Annotated in this window: 20 protein-coding genes; 9 read left to right on the plus strand and 11 right to left on the minus strand. The window is 67.4% G+C overall.

The window, feature by feature from the left end; genetic code table 11:
- Nucleotides 1-56: 56 nt before the first annotated feature.
- Genes dapF through ACW17U_RS17490 form a run of 4 tightly spaced genes read left to right on the plus strand, consistent with a single transcriptional unit; the run spans nt 57 to nt 3,491 of the window.
- Nucleotides 57-911: a diaminopimelate epimerase gene (dapF, locus tag ACW17U_RS17475; protein WP_492054105.1), complete on the plus strand. Its 855-nt coding sequence runs from the start codon at nt 57-59 to the stop codon at nt 909-911.
- Nucleotides 824-1,735, plus strand: a complete 912-nt coding sequence (locus tag ACW17U_RS17480) for an SDR family NAD(P)-dependent oxidoreductase (RefSeq protein WP_492054107.1) — start codon at nt 824-826, stop codon at nt 1,733-1,735. Before dapF ends, ACW17U_RS17480 begins: the two co-directional genes overlap by 88 nt.
- A complete protein-coding gene (mtaB, locus tag ACW17U_RS17485; protein WP_492054109.1) occupies nt 1,732-3,063 on the plus strand; it encodes a tRNA (N(6)-L-threonylcarbamoyladenosine(37)-C(2))-methylthiotransferase MtaB in 1,332 nt (443 codons plus the stop codon). Before ACW17U_RS17480 ends, mtaB begins: the two co-directional genes overlap by 4 nt.
- Nucleotides 3,060-3,491 carry a GFA family protein gene (locus ACW17U_RS17490; RefSeq protein ID WP_492054111.1) on the plus strand — a complete coding sequence of 144 codons (432 nt, stop codon included), beginning with the start codon at nt 3,060-3,062 and terminating at the stop codon, nt 3,489-3,491. Before mtaB ends, ACW17U_RS17490 begins: the two co-directional genes overlap by 4 nt.
- Nucleotides 3,492-3,668: 177 nt before the next feature.
- Here ACW17U_RS17490 and ACW17U_RS17495 read toward each other — a convergent pair whose 3' ends face one another.
- From ACW17U_RS17495 to ACW17U_RS17510, 4 genes are all read right to left on the minus strand, one after another.
- Nucleotides 3,669-4,667, minus strand: coding sequence for a TerC family protein (locus ACW17U_RS17495; RefSeq protein WP_492054113.1), 999 nt, complete (start codon nt 4,665-4,667; stop codon nt 3,669-3,671).
- Between the two features lie 165 nt (nt 4,668-4,832).
- Nucleotides 4,833-5,018, minus strand: coding sequence for a hypothetical protein (locus ACW17U_RS17500; RefSeq protein ID WP_062150782.1), 186 nt, complete (start codon nt 5,016-5,018; stop codon nt 4,833-4,835).
- Nucleotides 5,015-5,473 (minus strand): tellurite resistance TerB family protein, encoded by a 459-nt coding sequence (locus tag ACW17U_RS17505; protein WP_084746145.1) that lies wholly within the window; start codon nt 5,471-5,473, stop codon nt 5,015-5,017. Before ACW17U_RS17505 ends, ACW17U_RS17500 begins: the two co-directional genes overlap by 4 nt.
- Nucleotides 5,474-5,698: 225 nt before the next feature.
- On the minus strand, nt 5,699-6,415 hold the full coding sequence (locus tag ACW17U_RS17510; protein ID WP_492054116.1) for a trimeric intracellular cation channel family protein: 717 nt from the start codon (nt 6,413-6,415) through the stop codon (nt 5,699-5,701).
- A gap of 91 nt (nt 6,416-6,506) precedes the next feature.
- Between ACW17U_RS17510 and ftsY the strand changes: the two genes are divergently transcribed.
- From ftsY to ACW17U_RS17525, 3 genes are all read left to right on the plus strand, one after another.
- Nucleotides 6,507-7,448, plus strand: a complete 942-nt coding sequence (ftsY, locus tag ACW17U_RS17515; RefSeq protein ID WP_062150776.1) for a signal recognition particle-docking protein FtsY — start codon at nt 6,507-6,509, stop codon at nt 7,446-7,448.
- A gap of 3 nt (nt 7,449-7,451) precedes the next feature.
- Nucleotides 7,452-8,048 carry an inner membrane-spanning protein YciB gene (locus ACW17U_RS17520; RefSeq protein WP_062150773.1) on the plus strand — a complete coding sequence of 199 codons (597 nt, stop codon included), beginning with the start codon at nt 7,452-7,454 and terminating at the stop codon, nt 8,046-8,048.
- A gap of 103 nt (nt 8,049-8,151) precedes the next feature.
- Entirely contained in the window at nt 8,152-8,703 is a 552-nt protein-coding gene (locus tag ACW17U_RS17525) for a MarR family winged helix-turn-helix transcriptional regulator (protein ID WP_492054119.1), read from the plus strand.
- 7 nt (nt 8,704-8,710) lie between these two features.
- On the opposite strand, the gene ACW17U_RS17530 is transcribed toward ACW17U_RS17525, so the two are convergent.
- From ACW17U_RS17530 to ccmA, 7 genes are all read right to left on the minus strand, one after another.
- A complete protein-coding gene (locus tag ACW17U_RS17530; protein ID WP_062150768.1) occupies nt 8,711-8,986 on the minus strand; it encodes a hypothetical protein in 276 nt (91 codons plus the stop codon).
- Between the two features lie 140 nt (nt 8,987-9,126).
- Nucleotides 9,127-9,642, minus strand: a complete 516-nt coding sequence (locus ACW17U_RS17535) for a DsbE family thiol:disulfide interchange protein (protein ID WP_492054121.1) — start codon at nt 9,640-9,642, stop codon at nt 9,127-9,129.
- Nucleotides 9,639-9,812, minus strand: a complete 174-nt coding sequence (ccmD, locus tag ACW17U_RS17540) for a heme exporter protein CcmD (protein ID WP_492054123.1) — start codon at nt 9,810-9,812, stop codon at nt 9,639-9,641. Before ccmD ends, ACW17U_RS17535 begins: the two co-directional genes overlap by 4 nt.
- A 15-nt stretch (nt 9,813-9,827) precedes the next feature.
- Nucleotides 9,828-10,565, minus strand: coding sequence for a heme ABC transporter permease CcmC (ccmC, locus tag ACW17U_RS17545; RefSeq protein WP_062150760.1), 738 nt, complete (start codon nt 10,563-10,565; stop codon nt 9,828-9,830).
- 52 nt (nt 10,566-10,617) lie between these two features.
- On the minus strand, nt 10,618-11,241 hold the full coding sequence (locus tag ACW17U_RS17550) for a Spy/CpxP family protein refolding chaperone (protein WP_492054125.1): 624 nt from the start codon (nt 11,239-11,241) through the stop codon (nt 10,618-10,620).
- A 156-nt stretch (nt 11,242-11,397) separates the two neighbouring features.
- Nucleotides 11,398-12,063, minus strand: coding sequence for a heme exporter protein CcmB (gene ccmB, locus ACW17U_RS17555; protein ID WP_492054127.1), 666 nt, complete (start codon nt 12,061-12,063; stop codon nt 11,398-11,400).
- The gene (gene ccmA, locus ACW17U_RS17560) at nt 12,060-12,662 is read right to left on the minus strand and encodes a heme ABC exporter ATP-binding protein CcmA (RefSeq protein WP_492054128.1); all 603 of its coding nucleotides are present in this window, start codon (nt 12,660-12,662) and stop codon (nt 12,060-12,062) included. The genes ccmB and ccmA overlap by 4 nt, the downstream gene beginning before the upstream one ends.
- Before the next feature lie 180 nt (nt 12,663-12,842).
- Here ccmA and acnA point away from each other — a divergent pair, with 180 nt between their 5' ends.
- Nucleotides 12,843-15,530 carry an aconitate hydratase AcnA gene (gene acnA, locus ACW17U_RS17565; RefSeq protein WP_062150749.1) on the plus strand — a complete coding sequence of 896 codons (2,688 nt, stop codon included), beginning with the start codon at nt 12,843-12,845 and terminating at the stop codon, nt 15,528-15,530.
- Nucleotides 15,531-15,674: 144 nt separating this feature from the next.
- Nucleotides 15,675-16,385 carry a DUF1223 domain-containing protein gene (locus ACW17U_RS17570; protein ID WP_492054131.1) on the plus strand — a complete coding sequence of 237 codons (711 nt, stop codon included), beginning with the start codon at nt 15,675-15,677 and terminating at the stop codon, nt 16,383-16,385.
- The last annotated feature ends 456 nt before the right edge of the window (nt 16,386-16,841 follow it).

Raw genomic sequence — 16,841 nt, forward strand, 5'->3', positions numbered from 1 at the left:
CGCGGCACACACCCGGCTCTGACTTGGCGACGGTTTTCCACTATATAGCCCCCACCATGAGCCGCACCTTCCTCAAGATGAACGGCCTCGGCAACGACTTCGTCGTGATCGAGACCGCCAGCCAGCCCTTCGAGCCGACGCCGGAGGCGATCCGCGCCATCGCCAAACGCGGCGATGGTGGCATCGGCTGTGACCAGGTCATCGCCATCGACCCGCCGCGCAGCGCGGGCGCATCGGCCTATGTCCGGTTCTGGAATGCAGACGGCGAGGTGGCCGGGGCCTGCGGCAACGGCACGCGCTGCGTGGCCTGGCTGCTGATGCAGTCGGCCGGCAAGGACAGCGTGGCCTTTGATACCGTGGCCGGCCGCCTGTCGGGCCTGATGGCCGGCGACAAGCGGGTCACGGTCGATATGGGCCGGCCCGGCCTGGACTGGACCCAGATCCCGCTGTCGGAAGAGATGAACACCGAGCGGGTCGAGCTGCAGGTCGGTCCGATCGACGCGCCGCTGGTCCACACCCCGGTCTGCGTCTCAATGGGCAATCCGCATGTGGTGTTCTTCGTCGACGCGCCCGTCACCGACGCCTTCGCCACCGGCACCGGCTCGCTGGTCGAGCATCACCCGCTGTTCCCGCAGGGTGTGAACGTCGGCTTCGCCCACATCGCCGCCCGCGATCACATCAAGCTGAAAGTCTGGGAACGCGGCGCGGGCCTGACCCTGGCCTGCGGCACCGGCGCCTGCGCCGCCCAGGTGGCCGCCGTGCGCCGGGGCCTGACCGACCGCACCGCCACCGTCGCATTCGAGAGCGGCAGCCTGGTCATCGAATGGCGCGAGGCCGACGGCCACGTGATCATGACCGGCCCGATCACCCTGGAATACACCGGCAAGCTGCCGGAGAAGGTCGTCGCATGAGCCTTCATCCCGCCCTTGAGGCCGGCAAGACGGCGGTCATTACCGGCGCCGCCGACGGCATCGGCCTGGCCGCCGCCAAGATCTTCCGCGAGCTGGGCCTCAACGTCGTCATGGCCGACGTCACCGGTCGCAAGCTGAAACAGGAAGCCGAGGCCATTGGCGCGATCGCCGTGCCCACCGACGTCGCCGACCGCGCGGCCGTTGAGGCCCTGAAGGCTGTCGCGATCGAAAAGTTCGGCGCGGTCGACGTGCTGATGAACAACGCCGGGGTCGGCGGCGGTGGCGACGCCTTCGCCGGCGACGACGCCTGGTCGCGCATCCTCGACGTCAATCTGTGGGGCGTGATCAACGGCGTGCAGGTGTTCGGCGAGGAGATGGCCCTGTCGGGTCGTCCCGGCCTGATCATCAATACCGGCTCCAAGCAGGGCATCACCCAGCCGCCGGGCGACACGGCCTATAATGTCAGCAAGTCGGCGGTGAAGGCCCTGACCGAGGGCCTGGCCCACACCCTGCGCCAGACCGAAGACTGCCAGGTCACTGCCCACCTGCTGATCCCCGGCTACACCTTCACCGGCATGACCAAGCGCGGTCCGGGCGGCAAGCCCGACGCGGCCTGGACGCCCGAGCAGGTCGTCCACTTCATGCTGGCCCGCATCGAGGCCGGTGACTTCTACATCCTGTGCCCCGACAACGACGTCACCCGCGCGGTCGATGAAAAGCGCATGGCCTGGGCCATGGGCGACATCATCGAAAACCGCCCGGCCCTGTCGCGCTGGCATCCTGACTGGAAGGACGCCTTCGCGGCGTTCGTCGCAAAGCCGTGACCACCTATACCGTCATCAAGGCCACGCCGAAGCCCAAGCCGAAAGCCGGCGAAGAGGGCGGACCGGCGGTGGTCTCGTCCGGCCCCGACGGCGTTGATGTCGTCACCTTCGGCTGCCGGCTGAACGCCTATGAGTCTGAGGCCATCCGGGCCCGGGCCAGCGCCGACGGCCTGTCGGACGCGGTAGTGTTCAATACCTGTGCCGTCACCAATGAGGCCGTGCGTCAGGCCCGGCAGGCGATCCGCAAGGCGCGGCGCGAGCGGCCCGACGCCCGGCTGATCGTCACCGGCTGCGCCGCCCAGATCGACCCCGCCGCCTTCGCCGCCATGCCGGAAGTCGACCTTGTGCTGGGCAATGCCGAAAAGGCCGCGCCCGGCGCCCTGCTCGACACCTCCACCCGCGTGCGGGTCAATGACATCATGTCGATCAAGGAGACCGCCGGTCACCTGATCGCCGGCCTCAAGGACCGCGCCCGGGCCTATGTCGAGGTCCAGAACGGCTGCGACCACCGCTGCACCTTCTGCATCATCCCGTTCGGACGCGGCAATTCGCGCTCGGCCCCGGCCGGTGAGGTGGTCGAACAGATCCGCCGTCTGGCCGCCGAGGGCTATAATGAGGTCGTGCTGACCGGCGTCGATGTCACCTCTTGGGGCACCGACCTGCCGGGCCAGCCGACGCTTGGCCAGCTAGTGGGCCGGATCCTCAAGCTGGTGCCCGACCTTCCGCGCCTGCGCCTGTCGTCGATCGACGCGGCCGAGATCGATCCGGATCTGTTCAGGCTGCTCGAGACCGAGCCGCGCCTGATGCCCTATCTGCACCTGTCGCTGCAGGCCGGGGACAATATGATCCTCAAGCGGATGAAGCGTCGCCATAACCGCGAGGATGCACTCAAGCTGGTCTCCGAGGTGCGCCGCGTGCGTCCGGACACCGCCTTCGGCGCCGACCTGATCGCCGGCTTCCCGACCGAGACGGAAGAGGCCTTCGAAAACACCCTGAAGCTGGTGGAAGAAGCCGGCCTCGCCTTCCTGCACGTCTTCCCCTACAGCGCCCGCCCCGGCACACCCGCCGCGCGCATGCCGCCGGTCAAGGGCCCTGTGATCAAGGACCGCGCCCGTCGCCTGCGTGAAGCGGGGCAAGCGGGGCTCGAACGCCACCTTCAGCGCCAGGTCGGCCGCGTGCTGTCGGGCCTGGTCGAGCGCGACGGCGTCGCCCGGGCTGAGGACTTCACCGAGATCGCCTTTGCGGGCGAAGCGGCTTCGGGTCAGATCCTGGCCTTCCGGGTTACCGGCCACGACGGATCACGGGTGATCGCCGAGCTGGACGCATGAGCCTGAGCGGCGGCTGCCAGTGCGGCGCCGTCCGCTTTCGCGTCGAGGGAGACCCCGGCCGCGCTTCGATCTGCCATTGCCGCATGTGCCAGAAGGCCTTCGCTGGCCCGTTCGGGGCGCTGGTGACGGTGGAGATCGCGGGCCTGACCTGGACGCGCGGCACCCCGGCCCATTTCCAGAGTTCGGATCAGATCCAGCGCGGCTTCTGCGCCGCCTGCGGTACGCCCCTGACCTTCGCGTGGAGCGACAGCAAGATCGATCTGGCGGTCTTCGCCTTCGATGACCCGTCGGTGGTTGAGCCCGGGGTTCAGCTGGCTGTCGAGGGTCGGCCGGCCTGGATGGATCATCTGGCGCAGATGCCGGTGCGGCCGCCGATCGGGCCGGGCGGCTCGGTGGCGTCGCGCCAGCACCCGGACCACGACACCTAGCGGCCACAGCTTGTTCCCGACTGCGGCAGTCATCGTCGCGATCTTCAACCTCAGAACAAAGGGATTCCCGCAGGCCTTCTGCAGGGGTCACTTCCCCCGTCACAGCCATGAAAAAACCGGGCCGGACAGGGTCCGACCCGGTTCCTCTTCAGATCGCCCGGAGGACCGGGCGAGCGCTTAGGCGCTTGCGCCGGGAGCCCCCGGAAGGGCGGGGGCCTTGCGGGTCTTCCACAGCGACCAGCCGACGCCGGCGGCCAGGATGGCGAAGGTGATCGACAGCGACAGGGCGGCGGGGAACTTCTCCCAGCCCAGGGCGTCGGCGATGAAGATCTTGCCGCCGATGAACACCAGCAGCACGGCCAGGGCCTGCTTGAGATAGGCGAAGCGGTGCAACACGGCCGCCAGGGCGAAGTACAGGGCCCGCAGGCCCAGGATCGCCATGATGTTGGAGGTGTAGACGATATAGGGATCGGTGGTGATGGCGAAGATCGCCGGCACCGAGTCGACGGCGAACACCAGATCGGCCAGCTCGACCAGCACCAGGGCCAGGAACAGCGGGGTGGCCAGTCTGGCGGCCTTGCCGGTACGCGAGTCGATGCCCTGAACGAAGAAGCGGTCACCGTGCAGCGTGTCGCTGATCGGCAGCACGCGGCGCAGCCATTTCAGGGCGGGGTTATTGGCCAGGTCCATGGGCTTGTCGCCGGCAAACAGCATCTTCACGCCGGTCAGGATCAGGAAGGCGGCGAAGATGTACAGCACCCAGCCGAACTCGCTGACCAGGGCGGCGCCGACACCGATCATGATGGCCCGCAGCACGATCACGCCGAGAATGCCCCAGAACAGCACCCGGTGCTGCAGGGCCGGCGGAATGGCGAAGAAGCCGAAGATCAGGGCAATGACGAAGACATTGTCGATCGCCAGGCTTTTCTCGATCACGAAGCCGGTCAGGTATTCGACCCCGGCGGTCGCGCCCAGCTGCATCCAGACCAGGCCGCCGAAGCCCAGTCCCAGGCTGATATAGACGAGTGACATCATCAGGCTCTGGCGGACGCCGATCTCGCGGGTCTTGCGGTTCAGTATGCCCAGGTCAAAGGCCAGCAGGGTGACTACCGCCAGCATGAAGCCCGCCCACATCCAGAGCGGCTTGCCGATCACCGGCAGGTTCAGAAATTCCATGGTTTTGTTCAGGTCCTAGGGTCCGCCGGACCTGAAAGGCTCAGGTCGTTCGCGGCGGATGGGTCTTGAGGCAGGCCTTGACGGCGGAGGCATCGCGGCATGACGGCTGCCCCCACAGGTCAATCCTGTAGGGGCAGTGTCACGATCCAGCAGACTCCGGAGGGTCTAGACGCGGATATCCAGAAAGCCCCGGTTCAGGGGGCGCGGCGCCGGATTGCGATCGACCCTGTCAGGTTCGGTCACGGGCTTGGCGGTCGGCTGGCTGGCATGGGATGCCGCCTGGACCAGGGCTTGCTGGGCCAGTTGCGGTGAGACCCAGGCGGTGGGGGGTGCGTAGCCGCCGACTCTCATCGCCGTCCCGCCGCCGTGATCAGATCGAACTGGATCGGATGCAGGGCCAGCAGATCGCAGATCCTCAACAGGACGTCGCGTTCCTCGGCATCCAGTCCGCCATCGGCCGCCGCCACGGCGCAGGCCGAATTGACCACCAGACGGGCCACATCGTCCCGGCCGCGCAGGCGGCGAATGGCCATTTCGGCCTCGAAGCGGGCGGTCTCAGGATCCTGCTCAAAGCGCTGGTCGAGGGCCTCGAAGGCCTCCAGAGCATCATCGATTCCGAACAGGGCCAGGGCCGGCAGACCGCGCATGCGGTCCAGCATCCGGCCCCGCTCATCCGGCGTTACCCAGCCATCGGCCTGGGCGACCAGGGCGCAGGCGGCCACCAGGGCGTCGAGTTGATCGAGTTGGGCCGGGGTCCAGGTCTCGACGATGCGCGTTCGCGCGGCTTGAAGGGTGCTGATTGACATCTTGGGCTCTCCTCTGTTGGGAGGGTGCGCCCGACGCCGGGGTTGCTGGGTTCTTGAGGGGGGGGGACGACCCACTGGACCCGGCATCGAGCGCACCCGATGCGGTCCGACATCACGACCGCGCCCTTCAGCTGCGTGGTACGTCAGAGGGGCCCGGCCCGCTACAGTCAGATTGTGCGTTCTGACGGCGAAGGCAAGGGGCAGGATTATTGATCTTGAGAATGGTCATGATGAAATTTCATCATCATGGCTCTGGATCCTAGGGCGCCGGCCTTGCGATTCGTCCTCGACCGCCGCCATCACTTCGCCGCCGGCGAACCCCGGAAGGCTCCAGCCGAGCTTGATCGCCGCCGCCCGCAGGCCGAACGCGGCGACGAAGCCGGCGATGCCGGCCGGCCAGAACGGCGCGCCCAGCAGTTGCAATACGGCGAATACCGAGGCCCCCAGCAGGGCGGCCGTGATATAGATCTCGCGTCGCAGCAGCAGGTTGGGCTCCTCGGCCAGCACGTCGCGGATCACGCCGCCAAAGGCCGTGGTCAGGACGCCCATCACCACGGCGGTGATCGGGTGGACGCCGAGGCTCAGGGCCTTGGCCGTGCCGACCACCGCATAGGCGGCCATGCCCAGGGCGTCGAGCCACAGCAGGGCCCGGAACCGCCAGCCGCGCTTGCCCAGGGACCAGATCACTGCCGCCGCCGCCAGGCAGGCCAGGATATAGCCCGGCCTCTGGATCCAGAAGACCGGGGCTCCGATCAGCAGGTCGCGCAGGGTTCCGCCCCCGACGCCGGTGATCGCCGCGAAGAAGCCGAAGGTGATGATGTCGTGTTTGCGCCGCGCGGCGGCCAGGGCGCCGGTGGCCCCGAACACGGCAGCGGCAGCATAGTCCAGCCAGAACAGGGCCGTCGCCAGGGGGTCAGCGGTCGGGTCGAGGAGCGGGTCCATGACCGTTCATGCCACGGGCGGGCCGGCGGCGGAAACCATGTGGCGGTAATATCTGATTTACACTTTCGCCCGTTCCCCTAAAGGAGCGCTGATGAGCGATAAGCCCGAGCAGAAACAAGGCTGGTTCCAGCGCCTGACATCGGGCCTGACCCGGTCGTCCCAGGCCATGACCGAGCAGGTCGCGGGCGTCTTCACCAAGAAGCCCCTCGATCAGGAACAGCTGGACGCCCTGGAAGAGATGCTGATCGAGGCCGATCTGGGCCCTCAGATTGCCGCGCGCATCACCGAGGCCTTCGGCAAGGCGCGGTTTGGCCGCTCCTCGACGGAGAACGAGGTCAAGGAAGCCCTGGCCGAGCTGGTCGCCGCCGAACTGGCTGACCGCGAAGGCCGCTTTGATCCCCTGTCAGGCCCGCGTCCCTATGTGGTGCTGTTCATCGGCGTCAATGGCTCGGGCAAGACCACTACCCTGGGCAAGATCGCGTCGGACCTGACCGAGAAGGGGGCCCGTGTCCTGATCGCCGCCGGCGACACCTTCCGCGCCGCGGCCGTCGAGCAGCTGAAGGTCTGGGCCGACCGGGCCGGGGCCGACTTCATGTCCAAGCCTACCGGCTCTGATGCCGCCGCCCTGGCCTATGAGGCCGTCGAGCGGGCCAAGGCCGAGCATTATGACGTCGTGCTGATCGATACCGCCGGCCGCCTGCAGAACAAGCAGGGCCTGATGGACGAGCTCCTGAAGGTCATCCGGGTGGTGAAGAAGGTCGATCCCGACTATCCGCACGAGACCCTTCTGGTGCTGGACGCCACGGTCGGCCGCAACGCCCTGGCCCAGGAAAAGATCTTCGGCAACCAGGTCGGCGTCTCCGGCATTGTCATGACCAAGCTGGACGGCACGGCCCGTGGCGGTGTTCTGGTGCCGGTGGCCCGGGCCAGCGACAGTCCGATCAAGCTGATCGGGGTGGGCGAGGGCGTCGAGGACCTGCAACCGTTCAATGCCCGCGCTTTCTCGCGCTCGCTGGTCGGGCTGGAGGACTAGGTCTTGAGCGAACCGAAAAACAAGGCCGCCTGGGTTCGGACCGCCGTCGACTACGGCGCGCCTATCGCCTTCGCCGTCGCCTATTTCACCACCAAGAACTTCGAGACCGCCACCTGGGTGCTGGTCGCCGCCTCGGCCGTGGCCCTTGCCGTCGGCTATGCCGTCGAACGCCGCGTCGCCCTGCTGCCGCTGTTCTCGGGCGTCATGGCCCTGATCTTCGGGACCCTGGGCCTGATCTTCCACAGCGACGTGTTCGTGAAGATCAAGGTCACGGTGGTCAACGGTGCCCTGGCGGCCTTCATGATCGGCGGGGCCCTGATGAACCGCGCGCCCCTGAAGGCCCTGATGGGCGAGGCCATGCATCTGCCCGACGCGGCCTGGCGGACCCTGACCCTGCGCTATGGCGGCTATTTCGCCCTCGTGGCCATCCTGAACGAAATTGTCCGCCTGACCCAGGACACGCCCAACTGGGTCAAGTTCCGCATCGCCCTGCTGCCCCTGGCGATCATCTTCTCCCTGACCCAGGTGCCCTTCATGATGAAGCACATGGCCAAGGGCGAGGAGCCGGCCGCACCCGAGCCCCCTGACGCCGGCTTTTAGGCCCCTGGGGGCGGTCGTTCCGCCGTTCACGGATCACCGTCGTCAAATCGACGTGTTACAATGATAGGGGTAGTCCGTCGGCGGATCGGACGAAGGCGAAGTCATGGCCAAGACCAAGGTTGAGAAGAGCGGAGGCCTGCTGGAGCGGTCCCCGAGCCATCTGTTGCACCGGGTGCTGCAACTGGCGCTGGATATCTATGCTGAGGAGTGCGGAGCGGCGGGCATCACCCAGCGCCAGTTCGCAGTGCTTTCGGCCGTGGCCCAGAACGAGGGCGTCACCCAGACGGCCCTGGTCAAGGCCACGGGCATTGATCGCTCGACCCTGGCCGACATGGTCGCCCGGATGATCACCAAGGGCCATCTGGAACGCCAGCGCTCCGACCAGGACGCCCGCGCCAACAGCGTGCGATTGTCAGACTCGGGCCGGGCCATTCTGGAAGAGGTCGCGCCGATGGTGGCCATGGCCGATGCCCGGATCCTGGCCCTGCTCAAGCCCGGCAAGCGCGACGGCTTTCTGAGCCTGCTGGCCGACATGGCCGGCGCCGACCTGCATCCGGTAGTCGAGGCCGAGCCCAAGGCCAAGAAGGCCAAGGCCGACAAGCCGAAGAAAGACAAGAAGCCCAAGAAGGACAAGGCCGCCAAGAAGGCGGCCTAAGGCCCTCCTAAATCACGATATTCAGCAGCGAGCCCGGGCGCAGGATCTTCTGCGGCTGGGTTTCCGGCTGCACGAAGGGCCGGGCCGGGGGCTGGCGTTGCGGCTGGGCCTGGGTCTGGGCCTGCATCTGGACCGCTGCGGCGGCCGGAGCCGGCCGGGCCGGGGCGGCGTCGCCCATGGCGGCCTGGAAAAAGGCCGAACGCGTCGCCGCGCCGCCCGACGCAGGGGTCGAGGCGGGTCTGGCGGGGGCCGAAGGCCAGCCGGCGGGACGGACGGTGCTCATGACTCGAAGTGTAACATGGTTAACTGAAAGTCTGCGAGCATGGTCAATGTTGGGTTAACGCGGAAGCGCCGCGACCTGTCAGCGCACCTTGAACCCTGTCATCCACGCCGCAGCGGAGTGGAGATCCGGGACGACCGTTTCTAGCGGGCCTTGGCCAGCAGATCCTCGGCCGCGTCCGGCGTCAGGGGGCCGGTATGCTTGGCCAGGATCATGCCGTCCGAGCCGATCAGATAGGTCTCCGGCACACCGGTGACGCCAAATTCCAGGCCCGCCTCGCCCTTGCGATCCACGAGCCGGGCGGCAAAGGGGTCGCCGAGCCGGGACAGGAAGGCCTGGGTATTGGGCGGGGCGTCCTTGTAGGCGATGCCGATCACCTTCACGCCCTGGGCGTTCAGGGCCATCAGCTGCGGGTGCTCGATCTCGCAGGGCGCGCACCAGGAGGCGAAGAAATTGACCAGTACCGGCCCGCCGCGGGTGATGTCCGTCAGGGCGACCGGCTGGCCCGTGGACAGGTCGGGCAGGGTCAGGGCCGGCATCGGCTTGCCGACCAGGGCGTGGGGCTGGATCTTGGGGTCGCGCTTGAGGGCATAGCCGGCGAACAGCAGGGCCAGGGCCGCCAGGACTGCCAGGGGCGCGAAGGCCAGCCAGCGCTTCATGGGGCGTCGGTTCCGGCCGCCAGTTCGGCCTGCAGCCGCTCGGCCTCCTGTTTCCAGCGCCGGGCCAGGCTGAGGCTGTCAAAGATCATCCAGCCAAAGGCCGCCGCACTGACCGCAAAGGCGGGCCAGACATAGACGGCGTATTTCCCGGCATCGAAATCGAAGTGCATCTCAGCGCCCCATGATCAGGATTCTGCCCGGCGCAGGGCCAGGGCGCGGGCCTTGCGCCGCCAGACCAGGGCCCGGATGCGCACCAGCCACAGCGAGCCGAAGGCCGACAGATAGGCCAGGCTCATCAGGGCCCAGGGCCAGAGATAGACGGCCGGCAGCCGGTTTTCCGGCCGGGCGAACAGGGTCGAGGAGCCCTGGTGCAGGGTGTTCCACCAGTCGACCGAGAACTTGACCACCGGCAGGTTGATCAGGCCGACCAGGGCCAGGATGGCGGCGGCGCGGGCCGCCTTCTGCTCGTCCTCCAGCGCGCCGCGCAGGGCCAGATAGCCGAGATAGAACAGGAACAGCACCAGCACCGAGGTCATGCGGGCGTCCCATTGCCACCAGGTGCCCCACATCGGCTTGCCCCACAGGGAGCCGGTGATTAGGGCCAGGGCGGTGAAGACGGCCCCCAGGGGCGCGCAGGCCCGGGCGGCAGCGTCGGCCAGGGCGTGGCGGAAGACCAGGGACAGCAGGCTGGCACCGCCCAGGAACAGGTAGATCAGCATGCTCATGACGGCGGCGGGCACGTGGATGAACATCATCCGCACCGTGTCGCCCTGCTGGTAATCCTCCGGCGCGGCAAAGGTCAGGGCCAGGCCGATGACGGCCAGTCCGGCGGCAATGCCCCCGAACATCGGCGCGGCCCACCGTGAGAAGGCCATGAACCGCTCAGGGTTGGTCAGGAAATCAAACGGGTGTCGAGCGTCCATGGAGTGCTGATTAAAGCTCTGCATGGACGCCCGCAATGCGTATCGACCCTTATCACCCGGCCTTGGGTTTGATGATGATCCGGCGCTCTTCCTTGTGTTCGCCCATCGGCGGACCGCCATGGCGGGTTTCAAGGTGCCGGACGATCATGCGCGGACCACCACCGCGTGGGCCCAGAGCGTCGAAGGCCTTCTGCTGGCTGGGTGACAGGGCGGCATAGAAGGCCTTGGTCGCTGTGGCGCGCTTCTGGAAGGTTTCGGCCATCCTGGCCATGTGGGCCGCCTGACGGTCCAGACGTTCCGGCGTGGTCAGGCCCTTGTCATCGTCCTCGTCGCCATCCGGGCGCCCCGCCTTCATGGCCTCGGCCATTTTCTGCGGCGCGGTGGCGTCGAGATAGGTCTTCAGGGCGGCGTCCTGGTCGGGGCGCAGTTGCAGGACGTCGCGCAGATGCTTGGCGTGCTGCTCCGGATCGCCCGGCATGCGGTGGTGCATCATCATCATGCCTTCGCCGCCCATCATCATGGCTTCCATGGGGGGCAGGGGCGGCAGGGGTGGAGGCGGCGGTGCGGGCGGCGGCGGTGGCGGTGGCGGCATCTGGGCCAGGGCGGCCCCGCCACCGGCGACGATGGCCAGAACGGCGCTGGCCGCCAGGGCCAGGCGGCGCGTGGAACTGTGCATGTTGGTGTCTCCCTCAGAACCAAGTCTGGCGAGAGTTTGAGCACCCGCATATGGCGCGAAAATGTCATAAAACATGAAGGATGTTACAGGTTTGTCGCGCAGCGAGACCTGATGTCTCGCTCCGAGACGCGTCGGGCCGACCCGTTCCGCCGGACCCTAGTCCAGGGCATTCCGGCAGGCTGCGGCCATGGCCAGGGGGCTCAGGCCTACGGCCGCCAGGCAATAGGCCAGCATCAGGAACAGGCCGCCGGTCCAGGGCAGGCCGCCGGCCAGGGCATCCAGGGCTCCGGCTCCGAAGATCACCGGCGGCACATAGAGGGGCAGGACGATCACCGCCACCAGCAGGCCACCGCGGCGGCTGCCCAGCGCAAGGCTGGCCCCGAGTCCGCCGAGAAAGGCGAAGGCCAGGCCGCCGAACAGGCCGCAGATCATCAGCAGGGGAATGATCTTCGGAGAGGCCCCCAGGGCCAAGGCGGCGATCGGTGCGGCCAGGGCCAGGGGCGCGCCCGAGGCCAGCCACTGGGCCAGGCACTTGGCGACGGCCACGGCTTCCAGCGAGGCCGGGCCGAGCGAGAGCAGATCCAGGGCGCCGTCCTCGAAGTCGCGCTCGAACAGGCGCTCCAGGGACAGCAGGGCCGACAGGGCCAGGGCGAGCCAGGCGATGCCGGGGGCCACGGCGGCCAGTTTTTCCGGGGCCCGGCCTGCGGCCATTGGAAGCAGGGTGACGACGCCGGCATAGAAGGCCAGGGCCAGAAGCGGCCCGCCGCCCTTGCCCCAGGCCAGGGCCAGTTCGCGACGCAGCAGGATTAGGAAGGCGGTCATGCCCCCACCTCGACCACCCGGGCGGCGACGGGCAAGGGGTCATGGACCGCCGCCAGGATCATGCCGCCTCCGACCAGGTGCTCGGCCATCAGGGCCCCGAAGGCCAGGCGGTGGCCGGCGTCGAGCGGAGCCATGGGCTCGTCGAGCAGCCACAGGGTGCGGGGACTGGCCACCAGCCGGGCGAGGGCGAGCCGGCGGCGCTGGCCGGCCGACAGGCGGCGAACCTCCAGATCCAGCAGGCGGACCAGATCGAATCGCTCTGCCGCCTGACGGGCCGTGGTCGGGGATCCGCCGCACCACAGGGTCTGGAAGCGCAGCTCCTCCCAGGCCGTGCGGGTGGATTTCAGGCCATCCTGGTGGCCGACCATGTGCAGGTGTTCGGCGCGGGCGGTTTCGGGCTCCAGGTCGGCAAAGACAATCTCTCCGGCCTCGGGTCGCAGCAGTCCGGCCACGGCCCGCAGCAGGCTGGTCTTGCCGGCCCCGTTGCGGCCGGTCAGCTCCACCGCCTCACCGGCATTGACCTGCAGATTGAGGCCGGTGAACAGCCGTCGCTCGCCGCGCGACACGGCCAGATCCTTGATGCGAACAGCTCTCAACATGCCGAGACCTTGTCCCGCGCATGGACGTTATCCATCAGCAGCGCTAAGAAGCCCTCGGCCGTCACCCTCCATAGAGTCAGGGGCGTACGCGGCGCGGGGATGGACGCTGTGGGTCCGCCTCGATCGCGCGATCCCGGGAGTGGTTTTCGGGCGGCCGTGGACAGAGAAGGGATCTCCCGAATGGCGTCTGTGGACAGCCTTAAAGCCCGCCGCGAACTTGTCGTCGGCGGCAAGACCTACGTCTATTACAGCCTTCGCGCCGCTGAGGAAGCCGGTCTGACCGGTGTTTCTTCATTGCCGGTCTCGATGAAGGTGCTTCTCGAGAATCTGCTGCGCAATGAGGACGGTGTTTCGGTTGACGAACCCGACCTGAAGGCCGTCGCGGCCTGGCTGCAGAACAAGGGTGCCGTCGAGCACGAAATCAGCTTCCGCCCGGCGCGGGTGCTGATGCAGGACTTCACCGGCGTTCCCGCCGTGGTCGACCTGGCCGCCATGCGCGACGCCATGGTCGCCCTCGGCGCCGATCCGGCCAAGATCAATCCGCTGAACCCGGTTGACCTGGTCATCGACCACTCGGTGATGGTCGACAATTTCGGCAATGCCAAGGCCTATGACGACAACGTCAAGCGCGAGTACGAGCGCAATATTGAGCGCTATCGCTTCCTGCGCTGGGGTTCGTCGGCCTTCAACAATTTCCGCGTCGTGCCCCCCGGCACCGGCATCTGCCACCAGGTGAACCTGGAATATCTGGCCCAGACCGTCTGGACCAATGATGTCGACGGCGAAACCACCGCCTATCCCGACACCGTCGTCGGCACCGACAGCCACACCACCATGGTCAATGGCCTGGCGGTTCTGGGCTGGGGCGTGGGCGGCATCGAGGCGGAAGCGGCCATGCTCGGCCAGCCGATCCCGATGCTGATCCCGGAAGTCATCGGCTTCAAGCTGACCGGCGCCATGCCGGAAGGCGCGACGGCCACCGACCTGGTGCTGACCGTCACCCAGATGCTGCGCAAGAAGGGCGTGGTCGGCAAGTTCGTCGAATTCTACGGCGACGCCCTGGCCAACCTGACCCTGGAAGACCAGGCGACCATCGCCAACATGGCTCCGGAATATGGCGCAACCTGCGGCTTCTTCCCGATCTCGGCCGCGACCATCGCCTATCTGAAGGGCACCGGCCGCGATGCGGCCCGCGTCGCCCTGGTCGAGGCCTATGCCAAGGAACAGGGTCTGTGGTGGGAGCCCGGCGTCGCCGAGCCGACCTTCACCGACACCCTGGAACTGGACCTCTCGGTCGTCCTGCCCTCGCTGGCCGGTCCCAAGCGCCCGCAAGACCGGGTTCTGCTGACCGACGCCGCGTCCAAGTTCGCCGAGTCGCTGGCCGGTGAATTCGGCAAGGCCGAAAACCCCGAGCTGCGTGCTCCGGTCGAAGGCGAAAACTTCGACGTCGGTCACGGCGACGTGGTCATCGCGGCCATTACCTCCTGCACCAACACCTCCAACCCCTCGGTGCTGATCGCCGCCGGCCTGCTGGCCAAGAACGCGGTCGCCAAGGGTCTGAAGGTCAAGCCGTGGGTGAAGACCTCCCTGGCCCCCGGCTCGCAGGTGGTCACCGACTATCTGCTCAAGGCCGGCCTGACCAAGCACCTCGACGCCCTCGGCTTCAACCTGGTGGGTTACGGCTGCACCACCTGTATCGGCAATTCCGGCCCGCTGCCGGAAGCGATCAGCAAGACGATCAGCGACAACGATCTGGTCGCCTGCTCTGTGCTGTCGGGCAACCGCAACTTCGAAGGCCGGGTGAATCCCGACGTTCGCGCCAACTACCTGGCCTCGCCACCCCTGGTGGTGGCCTATGCCCTGGCCGGCTCAATGAAGATCGACCTGGCCACCCAGCCGATCGGCCAGGACAAGAAGGGCAATGACGTCTTCCTGAAGGACATCTGGCCTTCGAACGAAGACATTGCCGTCCTGCAGCGCAAGTCGGTCACCGAAAAGATGTTCGCCAGCCGTTACGGCGACGTCTTCAAGGGCGACAAGAACTGGCAGGGGATCAAGATCACCGGCGGCCAGACCTACGCCTGGGAAGGGGACTCGACCTACGTTCAGAACCCGCCCTACTTCCCCAACATGTCCATGACCCCGACTCCGGTCACCGACATCGTGGAAGCCCGCGTCCTGGCCGTGTTCGGCGACTCGATCACCACCGACCACATCAGCCCGGCCGGTTCGATCAAGGCCTCCAGCCCGGCCGGTCAGTACCTGATCGACAACGGCGTCGAGCCCATCGACTTCAACGGTTACGGCGCGCGTCGCGGCAACCACCAGGTCATGATGCGCGGCACCTTCGCCAATATCCGCATCCGCAACCGCATCACCCCGGACATCGAAGGGGGCGTCACCAAGCACTTCCCGTCGGGCCAGGTGATGTCGATCTATGATGCGGCCATGAAGTACCAGGAAGAGGGTCGCCCCTCGGTGGTCTTCGCCGGCAAGGAATACGGCACCGGCTCGTCGCGTGACTGGGCTGCCAAGGGCACCAAGCTGCTGGGCGTCCGGGCGGTGATCACCGAAAGCTTCGAGCGCATCCACCGTTCGAACCTGGTCGGCATGGGCGTTCTGCCGCTGCAGTTCATCCAGGACGGCTGGCAGAAGCTGGAACTGACCGGCGAGGAGATCGTCTCGATCCGCGGCCTCACCGACCTGGCCCCGCGCAAGCAGCTGATCGTCGAGCTCTATCGCCCGACCGATGGCCGCATCGCCCGCTTCCCGGTCCGCTGCCGCATCGACACCCCGACCGAGCTTGAATATTTCAAGAACGGCGGCGTGCTGAACTACGTGCTGCGCAACCTGGCCAAGGCTGACTAGCCAGAGGCAGAATCGCGAAAAGACGGCCCGTCGGAGCGATCCGGCGGGCCGTTTTCGTTTCCTGCGCGAAGTTTGGCAAAAGAACTCGGCCTTCACGGCCTCGTGAACGGCCTAGACCCGTGATCTTGGCTTAAGTGGCCCGCAATGCGTAAGGCCGCCCTCTCCCTGTTCTGTCTGGCTCTCTCGGGCCTTGCCGCCACCTCCGCCTGGGCCGCCAAGCCCCCGGTGGTCGTCGAGCTGTTCACGGCCCAGGGCTGCTCTTCCTGCGGCAAGGCCAACCAGCTGGCCGCCGATCTCGCCCAGCGTGACGGGGTCCTGGCCCTGACCTATTCGGTCGACTACTGGGACTATCTCGGCTGGAAGGACACCTTCGCCAAGCCGGTCTTCGCCGATCGCCAGCGGGCCTATGTCAAGAAGTTCGCCCTGCGCGACGTGCCCACGCCCCAGATGGTGGTCGGGGGCCGCGTCCAGGCGTCCGGGGCCAAGGCCGAGGCTGTCGAGGACCTGATCCGGACGGCGGCCAGGGCTCCCTCGAATCCGCCGGATATCGCCTTCGTCGGCAAGACCCGGGCGGCGGTCGGATCCGGTCCCGCACCCCGGGGCGGCGGCGAGGTCTGGCTGGTGCGGTATGATCCGCGCGAGCAGGACATTGCCGTCAAGCGTGGCGACAACAAGGGCCAGACCCTGGTCCATCGCAATGTGGTCCGCGAACTGGTCCGGCTGGGCAGCTGGTCCGGGCGGCCCAAGCTCTACCGCCTGCCGCCGGTCACCGATCCCGAACTCCAGACCGTCATTCTGGTCCAGGCCGCCAAAGGTGGCCGCATCATCGGCGTGCGCCAGGCCGTCGCGCCCTGACGGCTCCGAAGGCCTGAGCGCCATTCGGTCAGGTGACGTTCCGGGCCGCCGACTTTCCATACCCCCAGATGCCAAAAAACCCGCGCGACCGAGGGGGGGCGATCGCGCGAGCTCTTTTGGAGAGGGGCTGTTGGTCAGCAGACCGGCTCTGATCCGGAGTGGGCTGGGGGGGCTGTTCAGGGCCCCGGACCCGAAGCTGGTCGGCTGACCCTTGTTCTATCGCCCCGCAAACAGGCGCGACCACGTCCAAACCAAGGTCGTTTCAAGGCGACGGCCCGACTTGCCAGCCAGCCGCCAGACAGCAGAAAGCCCGCGCGGTTGGGGGGGGGAAGACCGCGCGGGCTCGGTAGGGGAGGGGTTTAGGTCTGTCGGCTGACCGGCCCGCGATCAAGGGGGGCTGGGGGGGCTGTTCAGGGTCCTGGACGACGAGATGTCCGATCAGCCGACACCGACAAT

This window comes from Caulobacter sp. AVps16 (assembly GCF_058681455.1).

Bases quoted from the DNA above. Each gene is read 5' to 3' on its own strand.
- dapF (WP_492054105.1), top strand. From the start codon at position 57: ATGAGCCGCACCTTCCTCAAGATGAACGGCCTCGGCAACGACTTCGTC.
- ACW17U_RS17480 (WP_492054107.1), top strand. From the start codon at position 824: ATGGCGCGAGGCCGACGGCCACGTGATCATGACCGGCCCGATCACCCT.
- ACW17U_RS17490 (WP_492054111.1), top strand. From the start codon at position 3,060: ATGAGCCTGAGCGGCGGCTGCCAGTGCGGCGCCGTCCGCTTTCGCGTC.
- ACW17U_RS17495 (WP_492054113.1), bottom strand. From the start codon at position 4,667: ATGGAATTTCTGAACCTGCCGGTGATCGGCAAGCCGCTCTGGATGTGG.
- ACW17U_RS17500 (WP_062150782.1), bottom strand. From the start codon at position 5,018: ATGAGAGTCGGCGGCTACGCACCCCCCACCGCCTGGGTCTCACCGCAA.
- ACW17U_RS17505 (WP_084746145.1), bottom strand. From the start codon at position 5,473: ATGTCAATCAGCACCCTTCAAGCCGCGCGAACGCGCATCGTCGAGACC.
- ACW17U_RS17510 (WP_492054116.1), bottom strand. From the start codon at position 6,415: ATGGACCCGCTCCTCGACCCGACCGCTGACCCCCTGGCGACGGCCCTG.
- ftsY (WP_062150776.1), top strand. From the start codon at position 6,507: ATGAGCGATAAGCCCGAGCAGAAACAAGGCTGGTTCCAGCGCCTGACA.
- ACW17U_RS17525 (WP_492054119.1), top strand. From the start codon at position 8,152: ATGGCCAAGACCAAGGTTGAGAAGAGCGGAGGCCTGCTGGAGCGGTCC.
- ACW17U_RS17530 (WP_062150768.1), bottom strand. From the start codon at position 8,986: ATGAGCACCGTCCGTCCCGCCGGCTGGCCTTCGGCCCCCGCCAGACCC.
- ACW17U_RS17535 (WP_492054121.1), bottom strand. From the start codon at position 9,642: ATGAAGCGCTGGCTGGCCTTCGCGCCCCTGGCAGTCCTGGCGGCCCTG.
- ccmD (WP_492054123.1), bottom strand. From the start codon at position 9,812: ATGCACTTCGATTTCGATGCCGGGAAATACGCCGTCTATGTCTGGCCC.
- ccmC (WP_062150760.1), bottom strand. From the start codon at position 10,565: ATGGACGCTCGACACCCGTTTGATTTCCTGACCAACCCTGAGCGGTTC.
- ACW17U_RS17550 (WP_492054125.1), bottom strand. From the start codon at position 11,241: ATGCACAGTTCCACGCGCCGCCTGGCCCTGGCGGCCAGCGCCGTTCTG.
- ccmB (WP_492054127.1), bottom strand. From the start codon at position 12,063: ATGACCGCCTTCCTAATCCTGCTGCGTCGCGAACTGGCCCTGGCCTGG.
- ccmA (WP_492054128.1), bottom strand. From the start codon at position 12,662: ATGTTGAGAGCTGTTCGCATCAAGGATCTGGCCGTGTCGCGCGGCGAG.
- acnA (WP_062150749.1), top strand. From the start codon at position 12,843: ATGGCGTCTGTGGACAGCCTTAAAGCCCGCCGCGAACTTGTCGTCGGC.
- ACW17U_RS17570 (WP_492054131.1), top strand. From the start codon at position 15,675: ATGCGTAAGGCCGCCCTCTCCCTGTTCTGTCTGGCTCTCTCGGGCCTT.